Raw genomic sequence first — 26,264 nt, 5'->3', positions numbered from 1 at the left:
CCACCATGTTCGACCATCGCTTCTTTCCCGGCCGCGCCGCTTACCACCGCCAAACGGTATAATTCCGTCATTTCTATTCCCCGCCTTGTCCCATTGGGTTGTCATTTAAGTGCATGCTGAAGTTCCGTTCCGCGGCGCCCTCATCATCATTGCGTGCCGCCATGGCGGTACATGTGGTCATGGGCTTCCTGATCGTAGGACTGTTTGAATACGCCGCTGTCGCGCAGGCTCGCCGCAACCCTTCCCGCCGGGCGTTCGGATATCCTGTCAACGAACGCCATGAGCGACGGATATTCCTGCCGTGCGTCAGCGCCCAGGATGAAATCGATATTCCGGGTCCAGCCCCAGACCGCCATATCGACAATGGAATATTGGCCGTTGACGATCCATTCCCGTTCACTCAGCCGGTCGTCGAGAATGGCGTAATGCCGCCGCGCTTCGAACATGTAACGGTTGACCGCATAGTCCTTTGGCTCTGGCGCGAAATGGCGAAAATGGACTGCCTGACCGCAATAAGGGCCGAGGCCGGTCGCCGCGAACATCAGCCAGGAGCGCAATTCGGCGCGTTCTTCTGCGGTTCCTACCGGGTAGAATTGGCCGGATTTTTCGCCCAGATGGATAAGGATAGCGCTGCTGTCGAAAACGACAATGCCGTCATCCACTATGACCGGCACCTTGTTGTTTGGATTGAGCCGGGTGAATTCCGGCGTGAACTGGTCGCCCTTGAATGTATCGACGGGGACCAATTTGTAAGGAAGTCCCGCCTCCTCAAGAAAGAGGACGATTTTCGTCGGATTGGGCCCGAAGTGATAATAGAGGTCGATCATCGCAATGCACCTTGCTGGCGGTGGCTGATCAAGCTGCAAGTTTCGCCGCTATGCGGGCGACATGCGCGCCGAGAAACCGGGCGCCGTCCAATTCAGAAGGGCTGGGGAGGCGCGATCCATCGCCGGCCGTTACTGTGGTCGGGCCATAGGGCGAGCCGCCACGGATTTCATCGACCCCCATCTGACCCTGGAACGTCGAAGGAAGGCCAGCCAGCACCATGCCGTGATGCATCATATTGGTCAGCATGGAAAAGAGCGTGGTTTCCTGGCCGCCATGCTGGCTGGCCGTTGCCGTGAAGGCCGCTCCCACTTTCCCGACCAGCGCGCCCTGCATCCAGAGCGGGCCAGTTTGATCCCAGAACGCCGTCATCTGGGTCGGCATGCGCCCAAATCGTGTCGGTGCGCCCATGATTATGCCGTCATATCCGGCCAGATCCGCCGGATCGGCAAGCGGGGCTGTCTGCTCAAGTTTGAAATGCATGGCCTTTGCCACCTCGGCCGGCACTGTTTCCGCCACGCGGCGAACATCAGCTTCGGCACCCGCTGATATGACACCCTCCGCAATGGTGTGCGCCATCATCTCAACATGCCCAAAGGAGGAATAATATAGAATCAGCAGCTTGGGCATCTCTCTCACCTTCGTTGAATAAGTGTACGCACTATTATTGACGGTGCTCATTTGTCAACATCTGTATACATATTGACGGAAATCGATTTTGAAGGATATCCTCGAAGAATGGTGATGAATCTCGTGGATAATCCCGAAAAATAGGATGTGTAAGGCGTTTATCAATAAAGTGGGTGGACGCAACAAAAGAGTATGCACTAACATGATGTGGTCGGTTTTGGCAGAAGGCGGGAGAATGGATTTTTTCAGTCCGGGCTGCGGAGCCTGGGCGGTGGCGGCTGAGCGGCGCTGTTATCCTGCCGATCAATTTTAACTGAAAACAGGAGCCTATTTATGTCGGAGAGCAGCGTCATATTGGATGCGGAAGGTCAGTGGATGACCGATTTTTTTCGCGATGCAGACAAGCTTGATCTGCCTTTGTTGATGAGTTGGTTCGCCCAGGACATCGACCTGCGGATCGCGAACATGCCGCCCGTTATCGGCTGGTCCGCTGTGGAAAAATCCTTTGCCGACTTCTGGGCCAATCTCTCCGGCATGAGCCATCGCGCCGAAGAACTGGTGGTGAAAGGCGATAATGGCGCGCAGATGAGTATTGTCACCTACACCAGAAAGGACGGCAAAACTGTCTCAATGCCAGTGGCGAGCCATATCCGGCGTAACGCCAGCGGCAAATTCGATCGTCTCTGGATATATATCGACATAAACCCGCTTTTTGCGGAGTGATCTGCGGCCGATGCGGCACGGGAAGGAATGGGCAGCCCGCGCCGCATCGCCTTCCTCACTGCATCTGACGCCCTGAGCCTTGGCGAAATCAAAAAGGCGAAGCACTTCCCATTATGACGGGGAGGACGCTGCCATGACATGCCCGGCGAAGATCGGGCTATTGCGTGGAATTGCCGCGGTAAGCGCTGTTTTGGTGACCCCTACGGGAATCGAACCCGTGTTTCAGCCGTGAGAGGGCAGATACCGGCACATATCGGGACATCGCGGGACTTTGAAACCTCAGCTTTTCTGCCATATTCTGTCTTCTATTGTCTATAGGTGTCCCGGCATGTATATTACCGACGCATTACCGAAGGAATATCATGCCCCGCTCTGTCCGCGATCATCGGCTGGAAAACCGCACTGCCAGGCTGAAGCTGCCGGTGCGTGCGGAACCCTATTGGGTGCTCATCTCTGAAGGCTTTCACCTGGGCTATTATCGTGGGAAGAAGCTCGCCAAGTGGGTGGTGCGTTATCGTCCGCCTGGCCGGGCCGGTGGATATGAGAAGGGCACGCTTGGCGAACCGGATGATTACTCCGATGCCGATGACGTAGACGTGCTGAACTATGGGCAAGCGCAGGATCACGCTCGGAAGTGGCTGACGGGTAAGACTGGTGTCGAGAAGGTCACCGCCAATTATACGGTAGGCGACGCGCTGGATGATTATCTGAACGCCTTCACCGGCAAGGATAAGGTCAACACCAAGAGGCGGGCGGACAAGCTGATCCGGCCGATTTTGGGCCATGTCCACCTGTCGAAGCTGACCAGCGCACAGATCAAGAAGTTCCTGACCGACCGAGCCAACGCACCAGCGCGTCTGCGGACAGGGAAGGGGAAGGAGCAGCAGTATCGCCCGCTTGAGACTGACGATGCCAAGCGCAAGCGTCGGTCCACTGCAAACCGAGACATGACCGTTTTGAAGGCGGCGCTCAATCTCGCCTTTAACGAGGGCCATGTGGCGTCTGATGCAGCGTGGCGGAAGGTGAAGCCATTCAAGGGTGCCGATCGGGCGAAGCTTCGTTACCTAACGGATGACGAGGCGCGGCGGGTAGTGAATGGAGCGGAAGGGGTTTTCCGGAAGATCGTTCAGGCATCGCTTCTAACTGGTGCGCGCTGGGGTGAGTTGCGGCGGCTGCGCTGCGTTGATGTTGATCTTTCAACCGCAACAGCGTGGCTTCAGGAAACCAAGGGTGATGTGCCCCGCGTCTGTTATCTGGAAGCTGAAGGGGGCGAGCTATTCAAACAGCAAATGGCAGGGAAGGACGGTAACGCCCTGATATTCCCTGGCCCGACCGGTGCGCGGTGGAACGATGCGCAGCAAATTCGGCGCATGAATGAGGCTTGTAAGGCGGGAAAGGTTTCGCCACCGGCTTCTTTTCATGATTTACGGCGGACGTATGGTGCGCGACTGGCTCTGCGGGCCACGCCGATGGCCGTGATCGCGGAAGCGCTGGGCCATAAGGACGAGCGCATCACCCGGCGTCACTATGCCCACCTGTCGCCCAGCTATGTTGCGGATACGGTTCGCGCCAATGCAGCGGGACTTGGGATCGTCGAAAAATCGAATGTTGAAAGAATAGCCGAGGCGAGCGCGTGACCGACGCGCCGCGACGCGCTCGGAGAAAGCGGACTGTCGATCGACTGGCGTTAGACGAGGGCGATATCAAGCCGGTGTTTGATCCCGACGCGTGGGCCGATGACATCCTTGATATGCTTCAAAGCACGCGGAGATATTACTCAAAGCCTCAAAACAATGACGCAAGAGATCGAGCGGCCGCAGTTCTCGGTGTCGTCGTGAAATCTTTTATGCAGCATCCGCTGTTAAAGCGCGGAAAGGGGATTGAGGATTTGGAGACGCTGCGACATGCGTTGAAAGGACTTCGCCTTGGTCGGGTTCATCCGCTCATTGCAAGCGATGACGGCGTAGGAAGCGGCGCGCCTGCCACATCCGCTGAAAGAGAATTTAAGCTCTATGTGCTTGCAGCCGCCGTCATCCTGAAAGAGTCGAGCGTCCCTAAGCCTTACCAATATGTGGCGGAATTGCTCTATCGCGAGGGTTATCGCGGGAAGAAGTCACGAACCAATTTCCCCGCCTCTACTGTGGCAAACTGGCGCTCCGAAACTGACGATCAAGAATTAACGGGCCACTACATGAGGTTCCGGAGCAATCCCGAATTTTGGGGTGAAGCTACCTGGCCGCTTTCCCAGGCGCGCGCAAAGGCGCTGGCGCACGAAATTATCTCTCACCCCTGGATGAAGCTCTTAAATCCGCCAAGCTAACCAACTATCGGTAAAGGTCCGTTTTTACCGATTGTCCGCTGTTGTTTCTGGTCGTTGCAATACAACGGAGGACAACAATGGTTGTGACTAAACAAGGATTGGCGGCTGACGAGACCGCCCTTGCTTACACAGTGCCTGCGGCGGTGGAGGCAGGTAATGGCGCGGTGTCGCGCTCTGCGCTGTATATCGCAATGCGTGAAGGTCGCTTGAAAGCCAAGAAACTGGGGAAGCGCACGATCATCCTCCGGGAAGATTTGACCGCGTTCCTGGCGTCCCTTCCTGAATATCCGGTCGCGGCGTGATTGATCATGGCGACAGCAACGGTTCGGTGCGCCGATAGCACCGGAAATGGAAAAGGCCGCCTGGCAGGGCGACCCTCTCCGAAATTCAGCATCAGCAACGTCATCGAAGATAGCGCAGACCGGCTTCGCATTCAACTGCTGAGCACGAGGCATGGCGTTACCGGGCAACGCGCAAAGCTGCTTTCCAACCTGATCTGGGGAGGCGCGCATGTCTGATCCAGACCACAAGATCATCCTGACCTCAAATGGCTCCGGCTTCACCGTCCGGATCGATCCCCCGATTGAAGGTGAAGACCTAGACGGCGATTTTGACAGTTATCGCAACGCCCGTGGCTGGGCTGGCGGCATTCGCATGACGCGTGGCTGGCGGATAGTCGATCACGCGCTTGAGAATAATTCCGTCACCGATCTGGCGAAGGGAGGCCGCTCATGAACGGCGGTTATCCCAACAATCCCGGTTTTCGTCGGGGTTCACCCGACACTGCCCGGCGCGCCGCAGAATCAATGGCGGAGAGTGCAGCCAGCATCGAGGCACGCGCCTTGCGCGTCATCCGTGACGCTGGATGGTGGGGCGCAACCAGCGACGAGGTCGCCGACAAGATCGGCTTGCCCAATCACTATGCCGCCCGGCCGCGCATATCCGGCCTGCGTGCGAGGAAAGAGATCGCGGACAGCACCAGACGCCGGAAGAATGCGTCGGGTCGGCAAGCTGCGGTGTGGGTGCTGCCGCAGTTTGCCCCGCAGAAGGTGGAGGTGGGCAATGGATAGCGCCTTCTTCACCCATGCCCCGGCGTCACGCGCTCGTCTTGACGAGGCCTTCGAAGCAGCCCCGCTATTCTTGCGGCCGATGATTGAGGCGGTCCGCAATTATGGATGCGGTATGCTGACGGTCGGTCAAACGAAGAAGCCGTTCCGCCTGCCGGGCGATCGGCCCGCCATCGTAATCGTCGGCGATGATACCGACCGGGCATTGGGGCCGAAGGCTTTCAACTTCGCCTCGATGCGTCGGGTAGTCCGTGACTGTCATGCCTTCGCCGTTGTGAGCTGCGAGCCGCTCCCAGCCGTCTATGCCTGCGTAGCTTCCAGCGCCGTCCTTCTGCGCCAGAACGTCATGCTGGTCGAGACGCGGCCGGAACAGGAAGAAGCCTGGTCCAGCCTGATCCACAAGCTTGCGCCGGATCGACCGCTGCTGCGGGCGCTCGTGAAGGAGGCCCGACCATGATGGCGACGGACATCATCCCTTCCTTCCTTTCCGCGATGGAAGCGGCAGGTATGCGACCTGCCGAACCTATGGCTGATCGGCTTGGTTCTGACCTGATCCGGTTCTCCTGCGAAGGGGACCGGGCAGGAAAGCGCAACGGCTGGGCAGTGCTCCATACGGACGGCCGACCAGCAGGCGCGTTTGGCAACTACCGTTTGCAGGTCAGCGAGACATGGCGGGCTGAGAAGTCTGAACCGCTATCGCCGATCGAGCGCAAGCGTCGGGCTACGGAATATCGGAAGCAAAAGGCGGAACGCGAGGCTGCAAAGCTGAAGGCTCAGCAAGAGGCCGCAGAGCGGTGCCGAGAACGCTGGGATCGTGCTGGAGCGGTAGATCATCAGCATCCCTACCTGGTGAAAAAGAGAATATCCGGATGGGGCTTGAAGCAAGAGGGCAACCGTTTGCTTGTGCCGATGTTCGGTGCGGACGGCACGCTCTGGAATATCCAGACCATATGGCCGGATGGTGCCAAGCGCTTTGCCAAGGACGGTCGGCAAAATGGGCTGTTTTGTCTGGTCGGCCCCGTCGATGCAGTCGTGATGATCGGCGAAGGCTACGCGACCTGCGCGGCGGCGCATCGGGCAACCGGCCATGCGTTCGCGGTTGCCTTCTCTGCTGGCAATCTCATGGTGACGGCAATGGCCATCGCGGCTGGATATCCTGACTGCGATCTGGTGATCTTCGCCGACGATGATGCGCATCTGGTCGATCACCCAACAATTAAACGCAACGTGGGTCTGGAAGACGCCCGCGCCGCCGCTCAGGCGGTTGGCGGTCGTGTCGCGCTCCCGCCCAGGGAGGACATGTGATGGAAGCGAATAACGTAATCGGCGTTGATTTCGCAGATGGCCGCAGCGATGCCGCAATCCGCGACGCGATCAACGGCGCACCGCCTGAACCTAAGTCGCCGTGGGGGTTCTCGTATAAGCGGGAAGGCAGTTTTTTACCTCCGGCGACGACGATAATCCGCCGCTCTGGGTCTGCTCACATATCGACTTCCTTGCTCAGACCCGCGACGATCGCGGATCGGCTTGGGGCGTGCTGATGTCCTGGCGGGATCAGGATGACCGGGAGTACCGCTGGGCGATGCACAAATCCATGTTGGCCGGGGACGGCAGCGAAATCCGCGCAAGCCTACTCGATCGTGGCTGCCGTCTCGGCACCAGCGCCAAGTCTAAGTCCAAGCTGCTCGATCTTCTGGCGACAGTCTCCATCGATACCCGCGCAATGGCCGTCGATAGCGTTGGTTGGGCTGAAGGCGCATTCGTGCTACCGGACATCACGATCGGCGACACGCCATCCCAACGGGTCATCTATCAGGGTCCAGCGCAGCAGGATCACCCTTATCGCCAGATCGGCACGCTGGAGGATTGGCAGCAGCGCGTTGCTCGTTATGGCGCGGGGAACAGCCGGATCGCGGTCGCCATCGCGTCCGCTTTTGTCGGCCCCCTGCTCGATCTGATCGGCGAAGAAGGCGGCGGCATCAATCTCCGTGGGCCGTCATCTATCGGCAAGTCCACGGCGCTGTTCGCAGCGGCCTCGGTATGGGGTGCGCCGTCCTATGTCCGGCAGTGGCGCGCAACCGCCAATGGCCTGGAGGGTGTGGCCTGTCAGCATAGTGAAACGCTCCTTTGCCTGGATGAACTGGCCCAGCTCGATCCGAAAGAGGCCGGAAGCGTGGCATATATGTTGGCCAATGGCGTCGGCAAGGCCCGTGCTGGTCGATCTGGCGCTGCGCGGGCGGCTGCGCGCTGGCGGGCGTTCTTCCTGTCGTCGGGCGAAATCAGCTTGGCCGACCTGGCTGGGCGGGATGGACGCGTTGGCAAGCGCAGTGCTGCCGGTCAGGAAATCCGCATCCTCGATATCGAGGCGGATGCGGGCGTCGGGCTTGGCTTGTTCGACACGCTGCATGACGCTCCAAGCGGTGGCGTCCTGTCGCAGCGGATCAAGGAAGGGGCCGCGACGGCCTATGGCATGGCCGGTCCCAAATTCGTCGAGATGGTCTGCGAGAACCGGGAGCATTATGCCCGCGCACTTAAAGCGACGGTAAAAGCGTTCGCCGATGCCCATGTCCCTGCCGATGCCAATGGGCAGGTCCAGCGCGCCGCCAGAAGGCTCGGCGTAATCGCCGCTGCGGGTGAGCTTGCAACGCATCTAGGCATTCTGCCTTGGTCAGAGGGCGACGCCGGGCGGGCGGCAGAAGCGGTGCTCAAGACATGGCTCGCAGGTCGCGGCGGTGTGGGTGCTGCTGAAGATGCGGACGCCATCGCCAAGGTCCGGGCTTTCCTCGAACTACATGGGGCCAGCCGGTTCGAAGCGATGGACCGGGACATCAACTCCGATCTTCGTATCCAGAACCGGGCAGGTTTCTGGCGGAGCGATGATGACAGCCTGCGTGAGCACTTTATTCTGCCAGAGGTGTGGCGGTCCGAAGTCTGCGCTGGGATCGACGCTACTCGCGTTGCCCGTGTCCTGGCGTCCAAGGGGATGCTCCGGGAAGCCAATGGCAAATTCTCTGTCATGCAGCGCTGCCCTGGCATTGGCAACACGAGGGTCTACCACATCCTGCCAGCTATCTTCGGAGGTGAGTGATGAAGATGGAAGCCGCCAGCTTCGACCTTACCGCCCACCTCATTGCCGGAGTTACTGCAAATTCCGGTGAAACAGGTGAAACAGGTGATACAGCGCGGAAAGCAAAAGGAAATTCTGTAACACCTCAGATTTTACCAGGTGATACAGGTGCAACAGACGGGGCGGAAATGTTGCACCCGTTGCACCTTGACACCTTGGCCAGTGCAACGCGGAAACCCGCAGAAAACCTTGATGTTGCACCCGTTTCACCTGTTTCACCTCAAAAACATGATGTGGGAAATCGCGCTGTCCAGCTTGCCTGGCGCGAAGGCGTTGCCTCCCTCGATCCGGAGAAGCCGCGCGGCGGTTTCCATTGGCGGCGCTGGGATCATTTAGTGGCGGACTGCGTGCTGATCTTCAACGACATCGGAGAACAGGCTGCGGCGGATGGCTGGACGGCTGAGGATTTGTTTGGGGTTGATCCGGCTGGCGCGTCGGGATCGATCGTCGGTGGATTGGCTTGGCGGCTGGAGGGGCGGAAGCTGCTGTCGGTCGGCGTGGATATGGCGATGTTCGAATATCGAAATGGTGAAATTGGCCGCTGTTCCCGTGGGTGGATCAGGGGTTTGGTGCCGGTTTGGGAGTTGGAGGGTAAATCATGAATATCGGAGCACGGTTAAATAAGTTGGAGCAGCAGTCTGGCGACGATGATGCTGAAAAGAGGCGACAAGCCACGTTGGAATTTTTGAGAAACGCGATTGGACCGGGTCCGCGTCCAGTGCTGACGCCCGAGGAACAGGCTGAAGCCGATCGGTGGATCGCGGAAATTTCTGCGGCTGTTGAAGCGGAACAAGGGGAACGAAATGCCGAAAAATAACGGTCGAAAAACGGACGGCACCTTTGCTCAGGGAAATAAGTTGGGCGGCAAAACGCCAGGAGCGCGACACCGGACGACACTAGCAATCGAAGCATTGTTGGAAGGTGAGCATGAAAAGCTGACCCGCAAGGCCATCGACAAGGCGTTGGAAGGCGATGTGCCTGCGCTACGGTTGTGCCTGGAGCGCATAGCGCCTCCCCGCAAGGATGCGCCCATCACCTTCGACTTGCCGCCTATCACTACCGCGCAGGACGCATTGGGTGCTTCGGCGGCATTGCTCGCTGCCGTGGCCGCTGGTGAGGTCAGCCCGGACGAAGGTGCAAGAGTGATGTCGCTGCTGGAAAGCCATCGCCGCCTTGTCGAGACCGGCGACCATGAAGCCCGGTTAACTACATTGGAGGAAAGATCAGGAAAATGACCCAAATGACCCATAAGCGCCGCATCGCCCATCTTGAAGGGGATCGCAGTCCCTATCTGGCCCTTGGCGAAGTTCTCGACCGGATTGATGCTCCTGCCCTTGATGTCCGCAAGCCTCATCCTGCTCTGCGCAAGGTGCTGGATGAAATGCGGGGATAGGCATCGGACCGTAAAATACAGGCAAGATAAGGTGCGCCTGCGTGCGGCTTACTCGCGGCCGAACCCAAGTTCCGCCCTTCATCGCCAATTATTGAACAGTAGCCCAGGAGCGGAAGCGCTGCGTGGTGTCCGCGAAGCGGACAAGGTTGCCCACTTCCTCGATTAAAAGGGCATCCCCACTCGGCATCGGCGTGGCCTCATCATAAACCGCTATCCGTTCTATCTGCTCATAATTGGGATTTAGAGATAGGTCATAGAATTGCTTGAACCTTCGAGCGATCGCGTCGCGATCTGTTATCGGCTCAACAAAGGCAATGGGCTTATGTTGAGCGCGATCGAGCACGACTGTGCTCACGCGATACCTGCTGCCGAGGTGGCCGCTGACCTCCTCGTTTGTGCGCACGCGTTGCACTCCCACGGCTGAGACCACTTTGCTCAGTAGGGACGACTTGAAGTCATGTAATGGTGGACGATCAGCCTTGAGAGCCTGATCAGCGATAAGTCGCGAGGCGCAGCCGACCAGAGCTAGAATTGCGCCAATGTCTTCCAGCGTTTCGCAACGCCGCCAAACCCGCAATTCGGTCAGGTCACATCCGTAAGAAGCGACTTGCGGGGCAAGCGCGTCGCCAAGCCTCTTGCCAACAGCAAAACCCAAATTGCTCAGCAGCATCGCAGCATAGCTATTGTCGTGAACGATAAAGCCCCCATCATCTGGGCGGATCATGACGACCACGCTTTGGCCGTTGTGGTACATCTGAGGGAGCGTGACCTCAAAACCTTGATTAGTATGGACGGCCTCAGTTAGGCCGCAAATTGAGGCCTTAATTATATCCGCTGTTAATCCTCGCTCGATCATCACACATTAAAATCCAACTGCTCGGCCGTGTATGGCGGCCGTTCATATTTACCAAAGAAAGATATGTTGGTCCTGCCTAAAAACTCATTGAACCACTGAACGTGCATCTGATCTCTCGGATCAGGTTCAGCAATATCGCAAGGCCAGCCGGACCAATGAGTGGTCGCAACGGCAGACTTACCCGTCTTGTTATTGTGGAACCTGCCGGGATTGACGTCGAGCGAGTAAATGCGCTCCCCGAATAGAAGCATGAAAGAACATTTACGAGGCAGCTTGCGTACGTGTGCCGTCATACTGAACCGCAACCTCCAACTGGGTTCTTCTGGTGCTATTACTCGAAGATCGCATGCGGCGTAATCACCGTGATTGCCATCCCGCCAAACCATCGAATCCTGAATGATCTTTGGCGCGTCCAAGATACGGTAGACCGTTTGTGGAAATGCCGTCTCAATCAGAACACGCTCTTTTTTGCCCCTCGACTTCGGCGAGTCGTCTTGCGAATTATTGGCTGTGTGACGAAAGCTTGGTAGTGCCTATTTTGCAAAAAAGGCCCCAATTCCGATTGAATCGAGGTCCGGTAAAAAAGCCCCGCGCCAGTTCAGGCCGCGGGGCAAGGGAGGGACGGGCCGCATGACGCCTGTGTCGTGATAGCGTCGGGCGCGATTGTTGGTTCCTATCCGAAACGGAATAGTTGGGCAAATGCAGATGGCTTTCGCGTGCTATATAGCATCTGGAAATGGGGAAATGGCACCTATGATCAGCCGAGACTATAGCGATGAAGACGGAATCATACTGGTAACTGCCACTGGCGCATGGAGCGAACGTGAGGTCGATCAGCATTATGAGGAGTTAAAGTGGGAGATCGCCGCTCGTCGGGAAAAAGGCCTCCCCATCCTGCTGCTATCAGACGTCACGCGAGCCGAGCGACAATCGGCGGCGGTCGAGCAGCGAACGATGTGGCAAATTGGACAGACGTTTCAACCAGGCGATCGGGTAGCAGTGCTTGTTGCCGACGCGGACGACAAAGCGCACGTCCGCGGATTATTAGGCGCTGCGGACATGGCCGTTTTCAATTCGAAAATCGCTGCCCAGATGTGGCTGCTATACGAAGGTCTGGAGGCACCATAGTGAGTTGCCGAGCGGTCGGCGATGCTGCCCGCCATCATACCCACATAGGAAAAGCCCCGGCCTGTGCTGGGACCGGGGCCATAGATAACCGGCAGTTACTCTATTTTGGAATGTCAGGCGTCTTCAGGGATGCGAGCGGCTGCCGCAAAGGCGGCTGCCTTTTGGCGATACTTCTCAGCCATTGCCAGGTGCGCGCGCTTGGCACACGGATCCAGGCAGTTCTCGGCCTTTTCAATTTCGTCTCTCGCACGACGCTCATAATACGCACGATCGATAGTATCGAACACGGGTTCCTCCATGAGTTAGCGCAATGGGCAGGCACGGGTCGCTCGCACCTGCCCACCCTTCCCAAGGGAGAGAAGGGACGGGAAAAATATCAATGCCGAACGATTCGGATCAAGAGGGTGCAACGGTGAAATAGCCGCCAGTCGCCTCGGCGACTAATCCATCATAGGTTTGATATAAACCACACTATGAAAGCCGCTACGCCGATAAGGGCAAGTGCGAGTACTAGACGCACAATGGGTGGGTCTTTTGCTGCGACTTCGGCGGGCCACGGGAGGGTGAGCGCTCGTAGAGGGGCGACGAACGCGGCGGTTGCGCCTGCTACCCGTAGCCAATCAAGGGAGATCCACTGACGTGTCATGGCAATGGATTGCGCATCTGTGATGGTGTCCTTGGGAGAGTGTATACCGTGGTAGTAAAGCGCGGCGTTCATCGGCCAGAACGCCACTACTGTCAGGATAAGTAACAACAAGATGCCGATCGAAGGCAGGCAAAGCAGCCATCGATAGTGCCAAGGCGTCCGCCATCCTGCGATAAGTGCGCCAAATCCGGCGATGAGCATAGCGGCCGAAAACGGGATGAAGAACACGCCGGTATCGACTGGCCACGCCTTCCCATAGGGCATCATCGCAAGTGATTGCGGCGGAGTGGCACTCCAAGCGCCCGCGAGGACCAGAAGGTCGAACAGCTTTGCGCCAAGGAGCGGACCGCCCACAAGCACGGCAAGCCAAAGAAAGGCTCGGGTGATCAGTTTCCTGTCTGCCAATTTGCCCCCCAACACTATCCGATCTAGGTCTGCTTCCTTATATGATCTGCCATAACCGGTCAGTCAGCAAGCCACCCGTCCCGGAAAATGAAAACCCGACCATTCCCGGATGTGTTGCTACCTTAGCGAAAGCACCGATCCGCTTGGGCAGTTTCCCATCATGATCTGCAAGCCTGCTTCTGCTTCAATCAACCGACAAGCACGCCGGGGCAATCTGAGCACCTGAGCATCCAGGGGACCGTCACCATCACTGCTTGCCCTCGACCAAAGCCTGCGGGGTACGCGCAGTTCGACCGGCATGCTCCCAACCGACGCGGAGAATCTGACCTCGCGATCGGTGGCAGCTTTGCCAAGAAAGCGCTGAATAGTTACCGTACTGTTAGCCATGTCCGCATTACGCGCGAGCGGCGGAATCGTTCACATAGCAAAAAGCCCGGCCTCCTGAGAAGCCGGGCTGAGTGAAGGGAAGGGATGTTCCCTAGGTCGCCTCGTCGCTATGGGGCGAGACTGGTTAGCAGACAGTTACTGTTCCCGCTAAAAGGCTTCCGGGTTACGGAACCTGCTGGCGGCCCACTCCGCTTCGGCTAACTCATAGACAACTTGGATCGGCCTCTCCATCCCGGTGCGTAAAGGCTTTGCTAGGTGCACTCAAATCGTAGCTGATGAGCGCCAAGTCCAGGACGCGATCAATACTAACAAATGTTAAGCACAAGAAGTTAGGAAATAGCAGCTACATTCAGTCTGAGATAACGGAGTGAATGCAGTGCTTCAAATAATTTACATTAGCTCCGCCCGGCCTATGTTGGGATCAGCTGACTGCCAAAATATTCTTCAGGCGGCTGTCACAAATAAATCGAAATTTGATGTCACTGGGCTGCTTTTGTTTAACTTAAAGAGATTTCTTCAGGTGCTCGAAGGGCCTGAGCGATCAGTGGACTATCTGTTTCAGAAGATTAGCCTCGACCCTCGCCATCGCGCGGTCGTAGAGTTGGATCGCAAACAAATCGACGAACGCGAATTTGGTAGCTGGGCAATGGCATTTGATGATGGCCGTTCTCCAGAGCGCTCCGAACTGAAACTGCGCATCTCAAATTTACTGGATCGGACAAGCCCTTCTACTCGCGCCTTGTTCGAAACCACTGCAGACCTTTATAAATCCGCACGTTAACCAGAGGGACCATTGTCCCACGCATTCCGTTCCCAAGACCGGATCGCATATTGGTTTCTCATTGCAGTCGCCGCCGTTTCCGCCATTATGGACCTAATAGAAGATTCGGGGTCCTTCGGAAGTCGCGGTTCGATACCCAGATTAAGGTGATTTCGTTTGTGTCCGGGCCGTTGCTAGTGCAAAGCCGCCGCGCGACCCGAGCGTTAAACCAACGCTTCTTACTAGCCCGGTGCTCTTCCCTGCGCCGGGCTATTTTTCTGCCTGGACGGCGCTGAAGTCTGCCTCCTCCAGTTCGAGAATAAAGCCTAGTAAGCCGACTTCCTGATGAAGTGTTCCGGCCAGCAACGCTAATTTATACCGATGAACTATCGCTTTCTCGGTAAGTCCGCGCGCGCCACCCAGTGCGTCCAGCCTTTCAGGCGTTAGAGTTGCACATGCGTCAGCGAGTGCGGACCGGGACAATCTTATCCAGAAAGCCCGGCCGTCATCAGCCGAAATCCAAACGCTCTCTCCAGTGGTATTGGTGGTCTCCCACTTTATGAGCAGTGGTTTGGGCATAGCCGAATATAGCGCCGCTGGTGGGTCGAGTGACAGGCCAAATATGGCCCAGAACGGCTGCGACCCTCAAACCCGTTGAAACTCAGCGACGTTTTTTTGGCTGCGAGATCCAGGCTCATTTTAACGACGCCCTAAATACTGCCGCGCGTGCCGAGCCACCGCCTCTGGAAGTTCATACTCGGCAATCGACTGATCCTGCACCGACACGACCTGCACGGCGCAAAGGCGCTGCGGCGCTATCCGGATATATGTGATCGCATGCAGCCCTGCGGCCATCTGCGCGTCGATCATCGCAATCAGTTCATTTTCCGGGACGTCCGGGCAAGGCACGCGTCTCAGCATTGCCGTCTCACGCTGCAGTCCGCGTGGGAAATACCGGCCCCACATCCTGAGCCAATCACCCTCGAAACTGATCCATCGCCCGCTTCCATTCCCGCTCGTCTGGCCATTCCGGCAGCCTTATTGTGGGTTCGGTCGTGCTTTGCTCCATACCGACAGGCCGAACCTTGGTCCGGGTCTTGTGCAGGCATCGCAGGCACAGGAAGCGGTCTTTCGCCGTCCAGAAAGCATCATTCCAACCTTTCTGATGAAAGCGCCACCAAAGACTCTTTGGCTCGAAATAGGCTGTATTGCGGCACCGGCAGGATACCCTGACCGAATATCGCCATAACGCTGCTTCGAAGATGCAGGTTGCGATCTTGAGGCCGCCCTTGCTGGAGCGCGCCACTTTACCACGGCAATTCGGCTTCGAACTGCATCAGGTCGAGGTGGTCGGCATGAAACTGGTGCAGATCATCGGCGTAGGGAATGGCCAGGCCGTTCTCGCGGGCGTAATGCTGAGCGGCAAAGAGTACATCATCGATTGTCGCATAACCGCCAGGCAGCCTAACGAAGGGCGTGGCGGGGTCGGCCGCATCGTCACGTACAGCTACGAAGAATTGCTGGCCCTCAAACTGGATGCTGACATCGTGAAGAAGCGTGCTGTGTTCCGGCCCGTTGAGTATGGCGTTCATGTCAGTCTCCTTCCGACGAATCAGGGGAAAGACGGGATAGAACAAAATAAGAACATGTGAAATGAGGCTGCGGTGAGCTGATGACGGTTCGTATGGAAGAAATCGCCTAATGGCCCTAATGACCATATTGTCCTGAGGTTCACCCCTGCGCACAGCTACAAAATTTATTTCTGCTTCTGTGTGGCATTCGCACACATGCGACGGCGGTTAGATATGCTCTCACGATCCAACGCCATGGACAGGCGACCATATGCCAATGAACCGAAGCACGCGATTGAAGCGCCTGCGACACGCCCTCGACCTCGACCATGAGGATCTTCCTCCGATAGGCAGCAGCCCTAAGAAATTTTGGCGCACGCAACTGGAAGCCAGTTATCCGTTAGGGATGTCTGCAGCAGCGCGTTTCCGGTTGGCTAGGATCCGCCGCCGCTTGATGGATGATGCTTAGGGCTTGATCGTTGCCAGGCATCTCGAACAATTCCTCATATACGCCGTTCCGTCCCGGTCTATCCCGCAATGGATATGACCGAGATATTACCGAAGCGCCCGATACTACCGAGCTATTTTCACGCTAAGTTGTTGGAATTGCTTGGTGACCCCTACGGGAATCGAACCGGGCCTTCGGGGTAATACAGGGTAACGCAGGGGAAGCAAGCCCTTGATTTGCGGTGCGCCAATTGCCCTCCACTCCCCTCCATTACCCTAAATGTGCCACGAAATGTGCCACGGTAATGCTGCTGGATGGGTTCCTCACGCTTCTTGCCTTTCAGGCGCAGACCGCACGCTAATGTGTCGACTTTGGCTTCGCGTTCGCTTCACGATCCGCCAGTTGCCCGCGCGTCGATGCTGGGCAGGCAATGTGGGAATATCCCGCAATGTTAACCAATTCGGTATCGAAATTCCCCTCCAAAAGGCACCTTGCCGGACAGGAGGATTCGAGCATCATGCCTGTTGGACTACTTTGTTCAGGATAGCGGGGGGCAACCAGACGTTGGGGCATCGGCACGGTTCGCCATGATGCTACCCAAATGGGATGGAGAGCAAATGCCCATGCGACACGATGCCCGAATTGACCCCATGCTGGACGACACAGGCCGTCCGGCTGTTTTCGCACCTCTATGCAGGTCGATCATTAGCGCAAGAGCGGCGTCGGCCACCATGTTCGGCTCTCTCTGCGCCGACCCAGGATGCGAAATGTTGCTCGATCTCTACTGGCGCGACAGCCAGGGATTGAAGACTTCTCTGACCAGCTTCTGCCTCGCGTCGAAAGCATCGGAGATGACCGGTCGGCGATGCCTTGGCGAGATGGAGGCGCAAGGCATAGTCGAGCGCTTCCCTGATCCCTTCGATAAACGCCGGATATATGTCCAGCTGACCGCCGCCGGGCGGGATAAGATGGATGCGTGTTTCCAGACCTTGCTGTCCGGATATGCGCAAACCTGTCACGACTGCGCCCGCAAATGCGGCGACGTTCCAGACGGGACCCGGCAGGAAGTCCCGTTCTGCATTGCGATAGACGGCGTCCGGCGGTTCCGACGGTAGAAGTTCAGCGCCGGTATCAGTGGTCAGCAAATAGGCCAGCGTAGCGTGCAGCACTGCGCCGGTGAAACGGGGACGCGCTGCCCGTTGATCCGACCTGAGATCACATTGGCAGCGAGCGTCGGCCGCGGCCTGAAGAGAAGGAGGAGTGGGGCGAGGGAGTTTTCCCTATGCTGGAGTTCCTCCCATGGCCCTGTCGCGCACGAGCGCCGATCCTCGTCTCCATGCCGCTGCCGCCAGCATCGTCAAATCACTCGGTGGAACATGGAAGCCATCGGGCGCGATGTGCCGTTGCCCGGCGCATGACGACCATCGCCCGAGCCTTTCGGTCCGGGTCGGCGAGCATAGCATATTGTTCAAATGCTTTGCCGGCTGTTCCACGATCGATGTCATTCGCGCGCTGCGCAGCGACAGGCGCCCTATACCGACGGCCGATGCTGAAACGGAATTCGCACGCGCGGATGGCAGCGAGCGACGGTTGGCCGGCTGGATCCGTTCGCTCTGGAAGGAAGCGCGTGCCGTTACCGATACGCCGGCGGGCGTCTATATGGCGACGCGTGGTTTCAACGAGCCGCATCCGGCGCTGCGCTACCATGATCATGTGCCGCTCGGCCGGGGCGCCGACGTCCGTTTCCGTCCGGCGCTGCTCGCCGCCGTTGAAGCCGACACCGGCGTCATAGCACTCGAACGGCTGTTCCTCGACCCCCGGACCGGATTGCCGGCCACTGATCTCGATCCGCCCAAACTGATGCTGGGTCGCCCGCACGGTGGCACCGTCCGTTTCGGGGCCGCCACCGATGTGCTGGGGCTGGCTGAGGGCTGGGAGACCGCCTGGTCCGCTCATTTGCTGCTCGGCATCCCTGTCTGGGCCGCGCTTGGTGCCGACCGCTTCCCCCTGGTCACTGTGCCTGAGCGGGTCGAACGCCTCTTCCTCCTTCACGACAACGACCTTTCCGGTCGGCGCGGCGCGGCGCGGGCGAAACAGGCGCATGCGCGAGACGGCCGGTCGATCGAGCCGCTGCCTCCACCGCCGGGCTTCAATGACTGGAACGACCTCTACCGGGCGAGGGGAAGGGGGAGGGAGATGGTTGCGGAATGCAGACTGATGATCAGCCGCGTCCCGCACATTCCGACACGCGCAGCGGCATGGGCGTCCAGCCAACCCTGAACGCGAGCCTGCTACAATCCACACAGGAGACGAGCCTTGACCTCGCTACAACCGAGCTATCCCTCCACGCTGCCGCTCGCCAGTATCGTGAAGGGCGACAATCCCCGCCGGTATTTCGACCGGAAGAAGCACGAGGAGATGGTGGCTTCCATCCGGCAGCGCGGCATACTCCAGCCCATATTGCTCCGGCCGAAGGACGACGTCTATGCCATCGTCGCCGGCGAGCGCCGGTACAGGGCAGGGCTGGAAGTCTATGGGCTCGACGGCGAAGTGCCGGTCATCATCCGCGTGATGACGGACCAGGAAGCGCTCGATGCCGCGATCGCCGAGAATGACGACCGTGACGATCCGTCGGAGACCGAGCAGGCCGATGCCGCCGTCCGCTACCTCGCGGCATGCAACGGCGACCGCGCCGAGGCCGCACGGCGACTGGCCTGGTCCCGCGCCAAGCTTGATCGCCGCCTGGCGCTCGCTGAACTCACCGACGCCGCTAAGACCGCCCTCGATGAGCGCCGGATCAAGGTTGGTCACGCCGAACTGCTCGCCGTCATCCCCAAGGACAAGCAGGACACGGCCCTCGACACGATCCTGCGCCTGAATCTTGACGTGAACGATACGCGCAAGGAACTGATGCGCATCACGCATAGCCTCGCGAGCGCCTGTTTCGACAAGACCGAGTGCGCCACCTGTCCGTTCAACTCGGCGGCGCAGCAAGTCCTTTTCGAAACCCATGTCGATGATGGCCATTGCACCAATCCGGGATGCTTCAAGCTCAAGACCGAAGCCGCCGAGGTGATCCGTTTCGAGGAAAAGGAGCGCGCCGCGAAGGCGGCCAGGAGAGCGATGCCTCCTGCTGCCGATGATGCCGACGCTGATGCGCAGGACGATGTCACCGTCGAACCCGCGCCATCGATGGATCTCCAGCCGCAGCCGGAACGCGGCGCCATATCATCCAGTGCTGTCGAAAACCGCGAGCCTCCCCCGCCACGCACTGCCGAGACCGTGCCGGCCGCGTCGACGGCGCATAAGCCGACCGTCACGGCCAGGTCGATCGCGACCCGAACCGCCGAGCTTCGCGAGGCGACATGGCGAACCGCGCTTGCCCGTGCGCTCGCGGGCAATGCTGTCCACGCCCGGACCACGATCCTTGTGGCGGCGATGTCGGGCACGCTTTCGCAGATCAAGCCCGACACGCTGACGTCCCGCGCTGGCATCCTCGTCGGCGCCTCGTTCCCGGACCTCGACTTCAAGGGCAAGATCGCGGAAATCCGGGCGCTTGCCGATGCGCGGGCCGCCAATGTGCTGGCCGTCATCGGCGGCGCTTACGCCAAGGATGTGCTCAGCTTCGATCATGTCGCGGACCTTGCGAGAGTGTTCGAGGTCGACTTGCGCGAGACGTGGCAGGTCGATCAGACCTTTCTCGAGCGCTACACAAAGGAAGAGCTCAAGTTCATCGCCCAGGAATGCGGCCTGATCGCGCATGTCGGCGAGAAACGGTTCGCCAAGCTGCTCGCATCGAAAAAGACCGAGCTTGTCACCAGCATGCTCAATCGCATCGGGTTCGATTGGGCGGGACGTCTGCCGGGCTGCATGACGCTCGATGGCGCCTATGGACCGCCCCCGGATCGTGCTGCCCAGCCGGCCGACGCTCCCATCTCGCAAATCGCCGCCTGACCGACACCCTCACCCTTCCAGACAAGGACCAACGCCCATGTTGATTGCCAACCTGCTGCCGCTTCTCGCCAACTATTCGCTCGGTTTCGATCTTGTCGCCGGCCCCGACGATACCGTCACGCTGACCGTCATTCCCCGCAAGGCGGAAGGCGCGAAGCACGGTCTCGAATCCGGCGAGACCCGCCCGATCTCGATCACCGCAACCGCCGTGGAGATCGATGCGGAACTTGGCCGTGGATCGGACGGCGCACTCGGCCAGCTCATCGCTACGCGCAAGACCCTTGCCGACCAGATCGCCGATCAGCGCCAGGCGGCCGAGGACGCAAGGATCGCCGCAGCGGAGGCCGCGAAGGCCAAGGCCGCCACGAAGGCCGCGACAGCAAAGACGACGGTGCCTGTGAGTCCTCCGAAGCTCCAGCACGCGGTCACCCCGCCGGTCGACGCCAAACCGGACCAACCCGCCACCTTGTTCTGACCGGACTCCGCTCAAATCTCGCCACGACCCAAGCCGGGAGTTTTACCTCATGCAGATCAACCATCTCACCCGCGCGTACCGCTATGACGGCATCGACCTTCCGGTTCCGCCGCATCTCGCCAACGATCCCGACGGTCTGCGTGCCTACCATGCCACGCTCTACCCCGCGGTTCTCAACGCCGAGATGGTCGACGCCGGCGTGTCGGGCGGCGCTCACGTCACCGAATACCGGCGCGCCGTCGGCACCAAGGGCTGACCGTGGCGCGCGGCAGCAGCGCGGCGATCCCGTCCGCAGTTCGTAAAACGCTCATCGAATGGATCGAGCCCGGCAATGGCGACACATCCGAATTCACCCAGCCAATCTGCAGCGAGCAAACCCAGGCGCTCCACGCGTGCATCCTTCTCGCGTCCGGGGACGGCGGGAGCAAGGCTCCCAGGCCGCTCCCGCCGCCACCGGGCCTGCGCCTTCCACCCCTTGGCTGACCTCGCGGGGCGGGCCGTTGCACTGTCCGGCGACATTCCCGCCCTCTTCGATGCTCCACTGGCGTCCCATCACAAGCTGATAGGCCGCTGGGCCACGTCTCGGGAAACGACGGCTAAACGCTATACTCGCGACCAGGCGCGCCAGCGCATCGAACGACTGTTCGACAAGGCGGTGCTCGACATTCTGGGCTCCGTCGAATTCGCGGACTTCAGGGTCGCGGTTCTTCACGGGAACGAAGGTTATCCGCCGGCTATCGCGGTGATCTGCGACAGCATGGGGCAACTCGACCTCGGATGGATCGAAGACAGCGATGCGCCCATTCCCTGGCGCGCCGCAGCCTACAAGGCCCTCGACGATATGCTGGGCCGCGCCCTTCCGATCTTCGGCTACCAGGACCTCTTCGATGAAATCTCTATGTACTATTGGGACGGCGCGACCGATGATGAAACCGCGCGGCAGTGGATCGTCGAATATCAGGGCATGGATCCTGACGATATCGAGGAACTCACTCTGCCATCCAACATGGAGTCTCGCCGGCCCGATTGGATGATCGCGGCAAACGCGGGGGCATCGGCGGAACTTCCGAACGGCTTACACCGGAAACTGGAGGAACTCCGCAAGGCGTACGCCGCTCTCGGGAAACTCCGACCGGAGCGCAGCGCCTGGCAATTCGATATCGAGATTGCCCAAGAGTATCTCCCCGGCATCGAGGAATGCTCGACATTGCCCCCGCTGACGCTCGTTCCGGTCGAGCAGTTCGCACGCGAGGTCGATGACGTCGGACGCCACGGGATGGAATACGGCTTCATGGACATCGCCGGCTTCTGCCCTTTGCCAGATTCAGTCCCGATCGACGACTGGTTCGCGTCCTTGCGTGTCGGCGCGCGGTTCCTGCTCGCCGCGCAGGACCTGATCCAGCTCGATCCAGCCAACCTTTGAGGTTCCTTATGTCCGACCACCGCACCCAGTTCGAAGCGACCGCCGGCGGCCTCGCGCTGACCAACGCCATTCTCCTTTACCGCAGCCAGCCGATCCGCAACGCCAGTCCCTATGCCACCGCTCGCGCGGGCGCCGCCGCATTCGCCAGCATCCATGCGATCGAGCATGACGATGAGGGAAAGCCGATCATCGGCGCGGGCACATCGCTGTCGCGCGCGCATCTGCGTCAATGGACCGAGGCCCTGGGCCGGACCGTTCTTCCCGAATTCCTGCCTGACAATGTGCTGGTCGCTCATCCCGACATGCTCGCATGGTGGATCCCGACCCAGGTTCGCCCGGCCTATTTCGCTCTCACGGATCCGCCCGCCGGCCTGCAGGTGCTCGCCGCGCGAACCACTATGCCGGTCCCGTATCCGCCGCATCTGTTCATCGCGACCCGATCGGGGTTCGGCGTTTACGCCTTGCCGGCAAACGAACGCCCCGGCATCGATACCCCGGTGCTGCACTCGCCGGTGCTCAATGTCTATCTCGACGGGCAACTTTGCTGGGGCAACATTCCGAAGCCAAAAACGCTGACGACAGCCTCCATCCCGGAATTCGAGCGCGGGGTGTTCGATAGCTGGTCCACCCACCCCAATCCCGGACAGGAACTGACCATCACCGGCAAAGGTGGTCTGGTTCGGCTCTGGGACGACCTCGCCGCGCGCAAGGCGAAGCGCTTTCCGGTCAGGCGTCTCAGGCCATTCGATCCCGGTCGGACACGACAGGCCTCCCGGCGAGCAACCCGGACCGATCAGATGACTCTCGGAAAGCTCCTTGCGAGAGGGGCGAACCAATGACCGTGCTTGCTGACGATCCCACTGCGGCCGCGGTCCTTGCCGCCGTGCCCTGTTATCCGGTCCCGCCACAGGGACGCTCGCCCGCCCTCGCTATGCTGCGCGCCGCCCGCGCCGGACGCGGCCTTGCGATCGGGATAGACGGCGTCATGCTCATCCTGCGCCGGCCCTGGCTGGAACTGGATTTCCCGATCACGCCGCCGCTTTCCCTCCATATGCCCTATGGCAGCACGGGCGCCTGTCGCGCCGAACTGCGCTGCGGGCTCATTCCACGCGAGCATCTCGATCATATTCTCGATCATTTTCGCGCAGCCTTGCCCAATGAAGCCGCGGCGTTCGTCCTCTGGAACGAAGCGACCCGGGAATTCGCGGTGGACCTTCCTGTCATCGACGAAGCCACACCCTCGCGCCTCGTCTATCGCACGCCGATTCCGCAGCCCGATTGGCATGTTGTCTGCGATTTTCACAGCCACGGGGTCGGTCCCGCCTTCTTCAGCACCACCGACGATGCCGATGACGCCCATGCGACGAAGATCGCGATCGTCGTCGGCCGGCTCGACGATCCCTGTGGTCCGGCGATGCTCGCGCGCCTTTGCGCCGACGGCATGTTCCTGCCGTTACCACGGAGCCCGTTTTCAGGAGACCGTCATGCCGACTGACCTCACGGATCGTCATTATCTGCCCGCCGGGTTCGATAATCGCACGATCAACATCCTGCTGGTCGGTTGCGGCGGAAACGGCGGGCAGATGCTGATGGGACTCGCCTCGCTCGACACCGCGCTGCGCGCGATCTCCTCGCGATCGCTGCATGTCGTCGTGATTGACGACGACATCGTGACCGAAGCCAATCTCGGCAGGCAGCCATATTACCGGGGCGACGTCGGCAGTTCCAAGGCCCGCACGCTCACCGAACGGATCAACCTCGCACACGGCCTGGCCTGGCAGGCAGTGCACGGCCGCGCCCCTGAAGCCATTAGTATGGATGGCGCCGACATCGTCATCACCTGTGTCGACACGGCATCGGCCCGCCGCGCGATCGGTGCCGCGCTCGCCGAATGCGGGACCGTTCCCGCCTATTGGATGGATCTCGGCAATCGCGCGAGCGACGGGCAATATCTCATAGGCTCCCCGGAGCACTGTTCCAACAAGCACCGCCATCGCCTGCCGACCGTGCTTGAATATTTCCCCGAACTCGCCGACGAAAACCTGCCCGACGACGATGCCCCTTCCTGCTCGGTCGCCGAAGCGCTCGAACGCCAGTCGCTGTTCGTCAACCGCGTCGTTGCGAGCCATGCCCTGGCGTTGTTGTTCGACCTTCTCGGACGCGGCTCCATCGGTCACGCCGGCGCATTCCTCAACCTCGCCAGCGGTCAGGCCGTCCCGATCCCGTTGCCGCGCGGCGACTGAACCTACCCGCATCACCCCGTGTCAGTCGGCCTGCACCGGCCGGAACCGCACGCCAGTCCGGCGGAGCGGCGGGAGAATCGCGCCTTCGCAAATTCACACAAGGAGACCAAACATGGCGTCACTTTCCCAGAGGGGCTGGACCCTTCATTATACCATTGGCCGGGTGCTGGCCGCCAAGGTCAGGCCGGGGGATATCGTCCCCATGCCGGGTGGGGCCAACGATTTGATGGTGCTCGGCGGACGCGCCCCGCAGCGTGCCAACGACCGCGGCAGCGTGTTCGTGCGCGATCCCCTCGCTGAGACCAGTGATTGCATGGAAATGCCGCTCCGGGCGCTCGGAATGGTTTGGATCAGCGACGCCGGTGGCTGGTCGGAGCTCCCGGCATGAGAGGGTTTCACGTCCATGTCTATACGACGATCAGGGTCAAGGTCGCGGTGACCGCCGAGGATCATGCGGGCGCGATGTTGCGGGCTGACGCGATCGTCGGACGCGGGATATTCCCCGTTCGTCTCCTTCCGAACGCCGCTGGTGTGCTGGAGGCGGAGCCGGCTGAAGAGGTCACCGGCTATCTGGTCGATGAAACCGACGATCCCGAATTCGAGAACAGCTGCTCTTACGATGCCGAATACCGGCCTTGCGGCGCGGGCGACAGTCCGGGCTGCGCCTAGAAAGGGGGAGAGGGAACAGGGGAGGGTGCTCCGCATGATGGAGCAGTCTGGAGAATCCCCATGCAAATCGAACTACGGCGTATCTCCTACAGCGCCGCGCTATCGCAGGAAACCGCGGCTTTCTCGGCGGAAGTCTGGATCGAAGGCGAACTCGCCTTTCATGCCCGAAACCAGGGAACGGGCGGAGCGGACTTCTATCACCAGGTTGGCCGGTGGACCGTGGCCGAGGTCGATGCCTGGCTCAAGGCCAACCGGCCGGTGCGCACCCTGGATGAAAATCTCGGCTGCGACCATGATCTCGAGATCGAGGTAGCCGACCTTCTCGCGCGCGAACTCGAGTCCCGGCGCCTAAAGCGCCTTTTACGCACTAACCTTCTCACAATCGAGAGTGGCCGGATATTGCAATATCCGCTCCGCAAGCGGTCGCCCGCGCCGTGCGCGCCACCAATCCCGCCGCGGTCATCGTCAACGACGCTGGCGACGAGGTGTTCGCGCGCGCGCTCGACCTGCTTCTCGCCAGCCGCTGACATTCCAGGCCGGAGATCGTCATGACCGACAGTTTCGATCCCGCCGATGCGGGATGCTGGATGGCGCGCGGCCGTCCGGCTCATCACGCCCATGCGTTGGCCGATGCCTGGCGCCGTTTCCCCGACCTGCCGAACGATGCGCCCCTCGACGCCCGCATGGCGCGTTCCCGCGAGCGGGTTCAGGCGCTTCGTCCCCTCAACGAAGCGATCGCCCAGGAAACCGAGCGCCAGCGCGTGGCCGCGAACTTTGCCTGCATCGAGCGCCAGATCGCCCAGGGCAGCACCGACAGCCGAAACCCCGCGATCCTCCATGGTCGTGACGTGCATGGCTATGGCTGGGATGCTGCCGTTGCCTACGCCGACGGACTCTACGCTGCCCGGGCGGGATGGGAATCCAGGCCGCCGTCACCGCCACGACTGGGTGATCCCGATGTCCGGCGACCTGCCTACCGCCAGGGATTTTTGGATGGCGGCGGCCAACCCGACGACATTTTCGACGTCGCCCGTCGAGCTTTCGCTGCCACACCCTCCGAGCCCAATCGCACCGAGAATGCGCAGCCGGGACGGCCGCTCCCCAGCGAGTGGTCGTACCCCACCGACGTCCCGGCACCGGCATCCTGGCATCGCCGCGTCCTTCTGCTCGGCGCGACTGAACTCGCGACGGGCACAATCGGCATCCTGGCCATG

General features: G+C 60.0%; 33 protein-coding genes and 2 pseudogenes. 28 read left to right on the top strand and 7 right to left on the bottom strand.

What is annotated here, in order from left to right:
• Positions 1-146: 146 nt before the first annotated feature.
• A complete protein-coding gene (locus tag BHQ40_RS06340) occupies positions 147-827 on the bottom strand; it encodes a glutathione S-transferase family protein (protein WP_070154112.1) in 681 nt (226 codons plus the stop codon).
• A gap of 28 nt (positions 828-855) precedes the next feature.
• Entirely contained in the window at positions 856-1,455 is a 600-nt protein-coding gene (gene wrbA / locus BHQ40_RS06335) for an NAD(P)H:quinone oxidoreductase (RefSeq protein WP_070154110.1), read from the bottom strand.
• A gap of 354 nt (positions 1,456-1,809) precedes the next feature.
• Between wrbA and BHQ40_RS06330 the strand changes: the two genes are divergently transcribed.
• The 13 genes and pseudogenes from BHQ40_RS06330 (at position 1,810) to BHQ40_RS26110 (ending at position 10,085) form a co-directional block, all read left to right on the top strand.
• The gene (locus tag BHQ40_RS06330; protein ID WP_171905782.1) at positions 1,810-2,178 is read left to right on the top strand and encodes a nuclear transport factor 2 family protein; all 369 of its coding nucleotides are present in this window, start codon (positions 1,810-1,812) and stop codon (positions 2,176-2,178) included.
• A gap of 362 nt (positions 2,179-2,540) precedes the next feature.
• Positions 2,541-3,815 carry a tyrosine-type recombinase/integrase gene (locus tag BHQ40_RS06320; protein ID WP_070154106.1) on the top strand — a complete coding sequence of 425 codons (1,275 nt, stop codon included), beginning with the start codon at positions 2,541-2,543 and terminating at the stop codon, positions 3,813-3,815.
• Positions 3,812-4,498: a hypothetical protein gene (locus tag BHQ40_RS06315; RefSeq protein WP_070154103.1), complete on the top strand. Its 687-nt coding sequence runs from the start codon at positions 3,812-3,814 to the stop codon at positions 4,496-4,498. The genes BHQ40_RS06320 and BHQ40_RS06315 overlap by 4 nt, the downstream gene beginning before the upstream one ends.
• Positions 4,499-4,575: 77 nt before the next feature.
• Positions 4,576-4,800: a helix-turn-helix domain-containing protein gene (locus tag BHQ40_RS06310; protein ID WP_070154101.1), complete on the top strand. Its 225-nt coding sequence runs from the start codon at positions 4,576-4,578 to the stop codon at positions 4,798-4,800.
• 208 nt (positions 4,801-5,008) lie between these two features.
• Positions 5,009-5,233, top strand: coding sequence for a hypothetical protein (locus BHQ40_RS06300; RefSeq protein WP_070154097.1), 225 nt, complete (start codon positions 5,009-5,011; stop codon positions 5,231-5,233).
• Positions 5,230-5,568: a hypothetical protein gene (locus BHQ40_RS06295; RefSeq protein ID WP_070154093.1), complete on the top strand. Its 339-nt coding sequence runs from the start codon at positions 5,230-5,232 to the stop codon at positions 5,566-5,568. The genes BHQ40_RS06300 and BHQ40_RS06295 overlap by 4 nt, the downstream gene beginning before the upstream one ends.
• The gene (locus BHQ40_RS06290; protein ID WP_070154091.1) at positions 5,561-6,022 is read left to right on the top strand and encodes a hypothetical protein; all 462 of its coding nucleotides are present in this window, start codon (positions 5,561-5,563) and stop codon (positions 6,020-6,022) included. Before BHQ40_RS06295 ends, BHQ40_RS06290 begins: the two co-directional genes overlap by 8 nt.
• Positions 6,019-6,870: a primase/helicase family protein gene (locus tag BHQ40_RS06285; RefSeq protein ID WP_070154089.1), complete on the top strand. Its 852-nt coding sequence runs from the start codon at positions 6,019-6,021 to the stop codon at positions 6,868-6,870. The genes BHQ40_RS06290 and BHQ40_RS06285 overlap by 4 nt, the downstream gene beginning before the upstream one ends.
• 154 nt (positions 6,871-7,024) lie before the next feature.
• Positions 7,025-8,653: pseudogene (locus BHQ40_RS06280) on the top strand (DUF927 domain-containing protein); the annotation flags it as partial.
• The gene (locus tag BHQ40_RS25600; protein ID WP_139139206.1) at positions 8,653-9,294 is read left to right on the top strand and encodes a hypothetical protein; all 642 of its coding nucleotides are present in this window, start codon (positions 8,653-8,655) and stop codon (positions 9,292-9,294) included. The pseudogene BHQ40_RS06280 and the gene BHQ40_RS25600, both read left to right, overlap by 1 nt.
• Positions 9,291-9,509 (top strand): hypothetical protein, encoded by a 219-nt coding sequence (locus BHQ40_RS24955; protein WP_083276738.1) that lies wholly within the window; start codon positions 9,291-9,293, stop codon positions 9,507-9,509. The genes BHQ40_RS25600 and BHQ40_RS24955 overlap by 4 nt, the downstream gene beginning before the upstream one ends.
• A complete protein-coding gene (locus tag BHQ40_RS06270; protein WP_070154300.1) occupies positions 9,496-9,927 on the top strand; it encodes a hypothetical protein in 432 nt (143 codons plus the stop codon). Before BHQ40_RS24955 ends, BHQ40_RS06270 begins: the two co-directional genes overlap by 14 nt.
• The gene (locus BHQ40_RS26110) at positions 9,924-10,085 is read left to right on the top strand and encodes a hypothetical protein (RefSeq protein WP_171905781.1); all 162 of its coding nucleotides are present in this window, start codon (positions 9,924-9,926) and stop codon (positions 10,083-10,085) included. The genes BHQ40_RS06270 and BHQ40_RS26110 overlap by 4 nt, the downstream gene beginning before the upstream one ends.
• 88 nt (positions 10,086-10,173) lie before the next feature.
• Here BHQ40_RS26110 and BHQ40_RS06265 read toward each other — a convergent pair whose 3' ends face one another.
• The gene (locus tag BHQ40_RS06265) at positions 10,174-10,941 is read right to left on the bottom strand and encodes a hypothetical protein (RefSeq protein ID WP_070154082.1); all 768 of its coding nucleotides are present in this window, start codon (positions 10,939-10,941) and stop codon (positions 10,174-10,176) included.
• 753 nt (positions 10,942-11,694) lie between these two features.
• Here BHQ40_RS06265 and BHQ40_RS06255 point away from each other — a divergent pair.
• Complete coding sequence (locus BHQ40_RS06255; RefSeq protein WP_070154078.1) at positions 11,695-12,069, top strand: hypothetical protein; 375 nt, start codon at positions 11,695-11,697, stop codon at positions 12,067-12,069.
• A gap of 113 nt (positions 12,070-12,182) precedes the next feature.
• Here the strand turns inward: BHQ40_RS06255 and BHQ40_RS26105 are convergent, their stop codons facing one another.
• Positions 12,183-12,356: a hypothetical protein gene (locus BHQ40_RS26105; RefSeq protein ID WP_171905780.1), complete on the bottom strand. Its 174-nt coding sequence runs from the start codon at positions 12,354-12,356 to the stop codon at positions 12,183-12,185.
• A gap of 161 nt (positions 12,357-12,517) precedes the next feature.
• The gene (locus BHQ40_RS06245) at positions 12,518-13,120 is read right to left on the bottom strand and encodes a DUF1772 domain-containing protein (RefSeq protein WP_216094857.1); all 603 of its coding nucleotides are present in this window, start codon (positions 13,118-13,120) and stop codon (positions 12,518-12,520) included.
• A gap of 763 nt (positions 13,121-13,883) precedes the next feature.
• Between BHQ40_RS06245 and BHQ40_RS24950 the strand changes: the two genes are divergently transcribed.
• Entirely contained in the window at positions 13,884-14,288 is a 405-nt protein-coding gene (locus BHQ40_RS24950; protein WP_083276736.1) for a BLUF domain-containing protein, read from the top strand.
• Between the two features lie 678 nt (positions 14,289-14,966).
• Here BHQ40_RS24950 and BHQ40_RS06235 read toward each other — a convergent pair.
• Complete coding sequence (locus BHQ40_RS06235; RefSeq protein ID WP_171905749.1) at positions 14,967-15,137, bottom strand: hypothetical protein; 171 nt, start codon at positions 15,135-15,137, stop codon at positions 14,967-14,969.
• Positions 15,138-15,574: 437 nt separating this feature from the next.
• Positions 15,575-15,859 (bottom strand): hypothetical protein, encoded by a 285-nt coding sequence (locus BHQ40_RS24940; RefSeq protein WP_083276734.1) that lies wholly within the window; start codon positions 15,857-15,859, stop codon positions 15,575-15,577.
• A gap of 1,194 nt (positions 15,860-17,053) precedes the next feature.
• On the opposite strand from BHQ40_RS24940, the gene BHQ40_RS06225 reads away from it, so the two are divergent.
• The 13 genes and pseudogenes from BHQ40_RS06225 to BHQ40_RS06165 form a co-directional block, all read left to right on the top strand.
• On the top strand, positions 17,054-17,401 hold the full coding sequence (locus tag BHQ40_RS06225) for a winged helix DNA-binding protein (protein ID WP_021688199.1): 348 nt from the start codon (positions 17,054-17,056) through the stop codon (positions 17,399-17,401).
• A 184-nt stretch (positions 17,402-17,585) separates the two neighbouring features.
• The gene (locus BHQ40_RS06220) at positions 17,586-18,566 is read left to right on the top strand and encodes a DUF7146 domain-containing protein (RefSeq protein WP_070154063.1); all 981 of its coding nucleotides are present in this window, start codon (positions 17,586-17,588) and stop codon (positions 18,564-18,566) included.
• Between the two features lie 36 nt (positions 18,567-18,602).
• Positions 18,603-20,240, top strand: coding sequence for a PRTRC system ParB family protein (locus BHQ40_RS06215; RefSeq protein WP_021688197.1), 1,638 nt, complete (start codon positions 18,603-18,605; stop codon positions 20,238-20,240).
• A 37-nt stretch (positions 20,241-20,277) separates the two neighbouring features.
• Positions 20,278-20,715: a PRTRC system protein E gene (locus BHQ40_RS06210; RefSeq protein WP_013846913.1), complete on the top strand. Its 438-nt coding sequence runs from the start codon at positions 20,278-20,280 to the stop codon at positions 20,713-20,715.
• A gap of 49 nt (positions 20,716-20,764) precedes the next feature.
• Entirely contained in the window at positions 20,765-20,971 is a 207-nt protein-coding gene (locus BHQ40_RS06205) for a PRTRC system protein C (RefSeq protein ID WP_013846912.1), read from the top strand.
• A 219-nt stretch (positions 20,972-21,190) separates the two neighbouring features.
• Positions 21,191-22,138, top strand: coding sequence for a hypothetical protein (locus BHQ40_RS06200; protein WP_021688196.1), 948 nt, complete (start codon positions 21,191-21,193; stop codon positions 22,136-22,138).
• An 8-nt stretch (positions 22,139-22,146) separates the two neighbouring features.
• Positions 22,147-22,977 carry a PRTRC system protein B gene (locus BHQ40_RS06195; RefSeq protein ID WP_021688195.1) on the top strand — a complete coding sequence of 277 codons (831 nt, stop codon included), beginning with the start codon at positions 22,147-22,149 and terminating at the stop codon, positions 22,975-22,977.
• Entirely contained in the window at positions 22,974-23,633 is a 660-nt protein-coding gene (locus BHQ40_RS06190) for a PRTRC system protein A (RefSeq protein ID WP_021688194.1), read from the top strand. Before BHQ40_RS06195 ends, BHQ40_RS06190 begins: the two co-directional genes overlap by 4 nt.
• Positions 23,623-24,381, top strand: a complete 759-nt coding sequence (locus BHQ40_RS06185) for a PRTRC system ThiF family protein (RefSeq protein ID WP_021688193.1) — start codon at positions 23,623-23,625, stop codon at positions 24,379-24,381. The genes BHQ40_RS06190 and BHQ40_RS06185 overlap by 11 nt, the downstream gene beginning before the upstream one ends.
• Before the next feature lie 112 nt (positions 24,382-24,493).
• The gene (locus BHQ40_RS06180) at positions 24,494-24,769 is read left to right on the top strand and encodes a hypothetical protein (RefSeq protein WP_013846907.1); all 276 of its coding nucleotides are present in this window, start codon (positions 24,494-24,496) and stop codon (positions 24,767-24,769) included.
• Complete coding sequence (locus tag BHQ40_RS06175) at positions 24,766-25,050, top strand: hypothetical protein (protein WP_021688191.1); 285 nt, start codon at positions 24,766-24,768, stop codon at positions 25,048-25,050. The genes BHQ40_RS06180 and BHQ40_RS06175 overlap by 4 nt, the downstream gene beginning before the upstream one ends.
• A 60-nt stretch (positions 25,051-25,110) precedes the next feature.
• The gene (locus BHQ40_RS06170; RefSeq protein WP_021688190.1) at positions 25,111-25,602 is read left to right on the top strand and encodes a hypothetical protein; all 492 of its coding nucleotides are present in this window, start codon (positions 25,111-25,113) and stop codon (positions 25,600-25,602) included.
• Positions 25,599-26,264 (top strand): annotated as a pseudogene (locus tag BHQ40_RS06165) (hypothetical protein); the annotation flags it as partial. The gene BHQ40_RS06170 and the pseudogene BHQ40_RS06165, both read left to right, overlap by 4 nt.

Origin of the sequence: Sphingobium phenoxybenzoativorans (genome assembly GCF_001757355.1) — a bacterium.
Classification (GTDB): domain Bacteria; phylum Pseudomonadota; class Alphaproteobacteria; order Sphingomonadales; family Sphingomonadaceae; genus Sphingobium; species Sphingobium phenoxybenzoativorans.
Note: the sequence above shows the minus strand (reverse complement) of the source record. Positions and strands in the feature narration are given on the sequence as shown.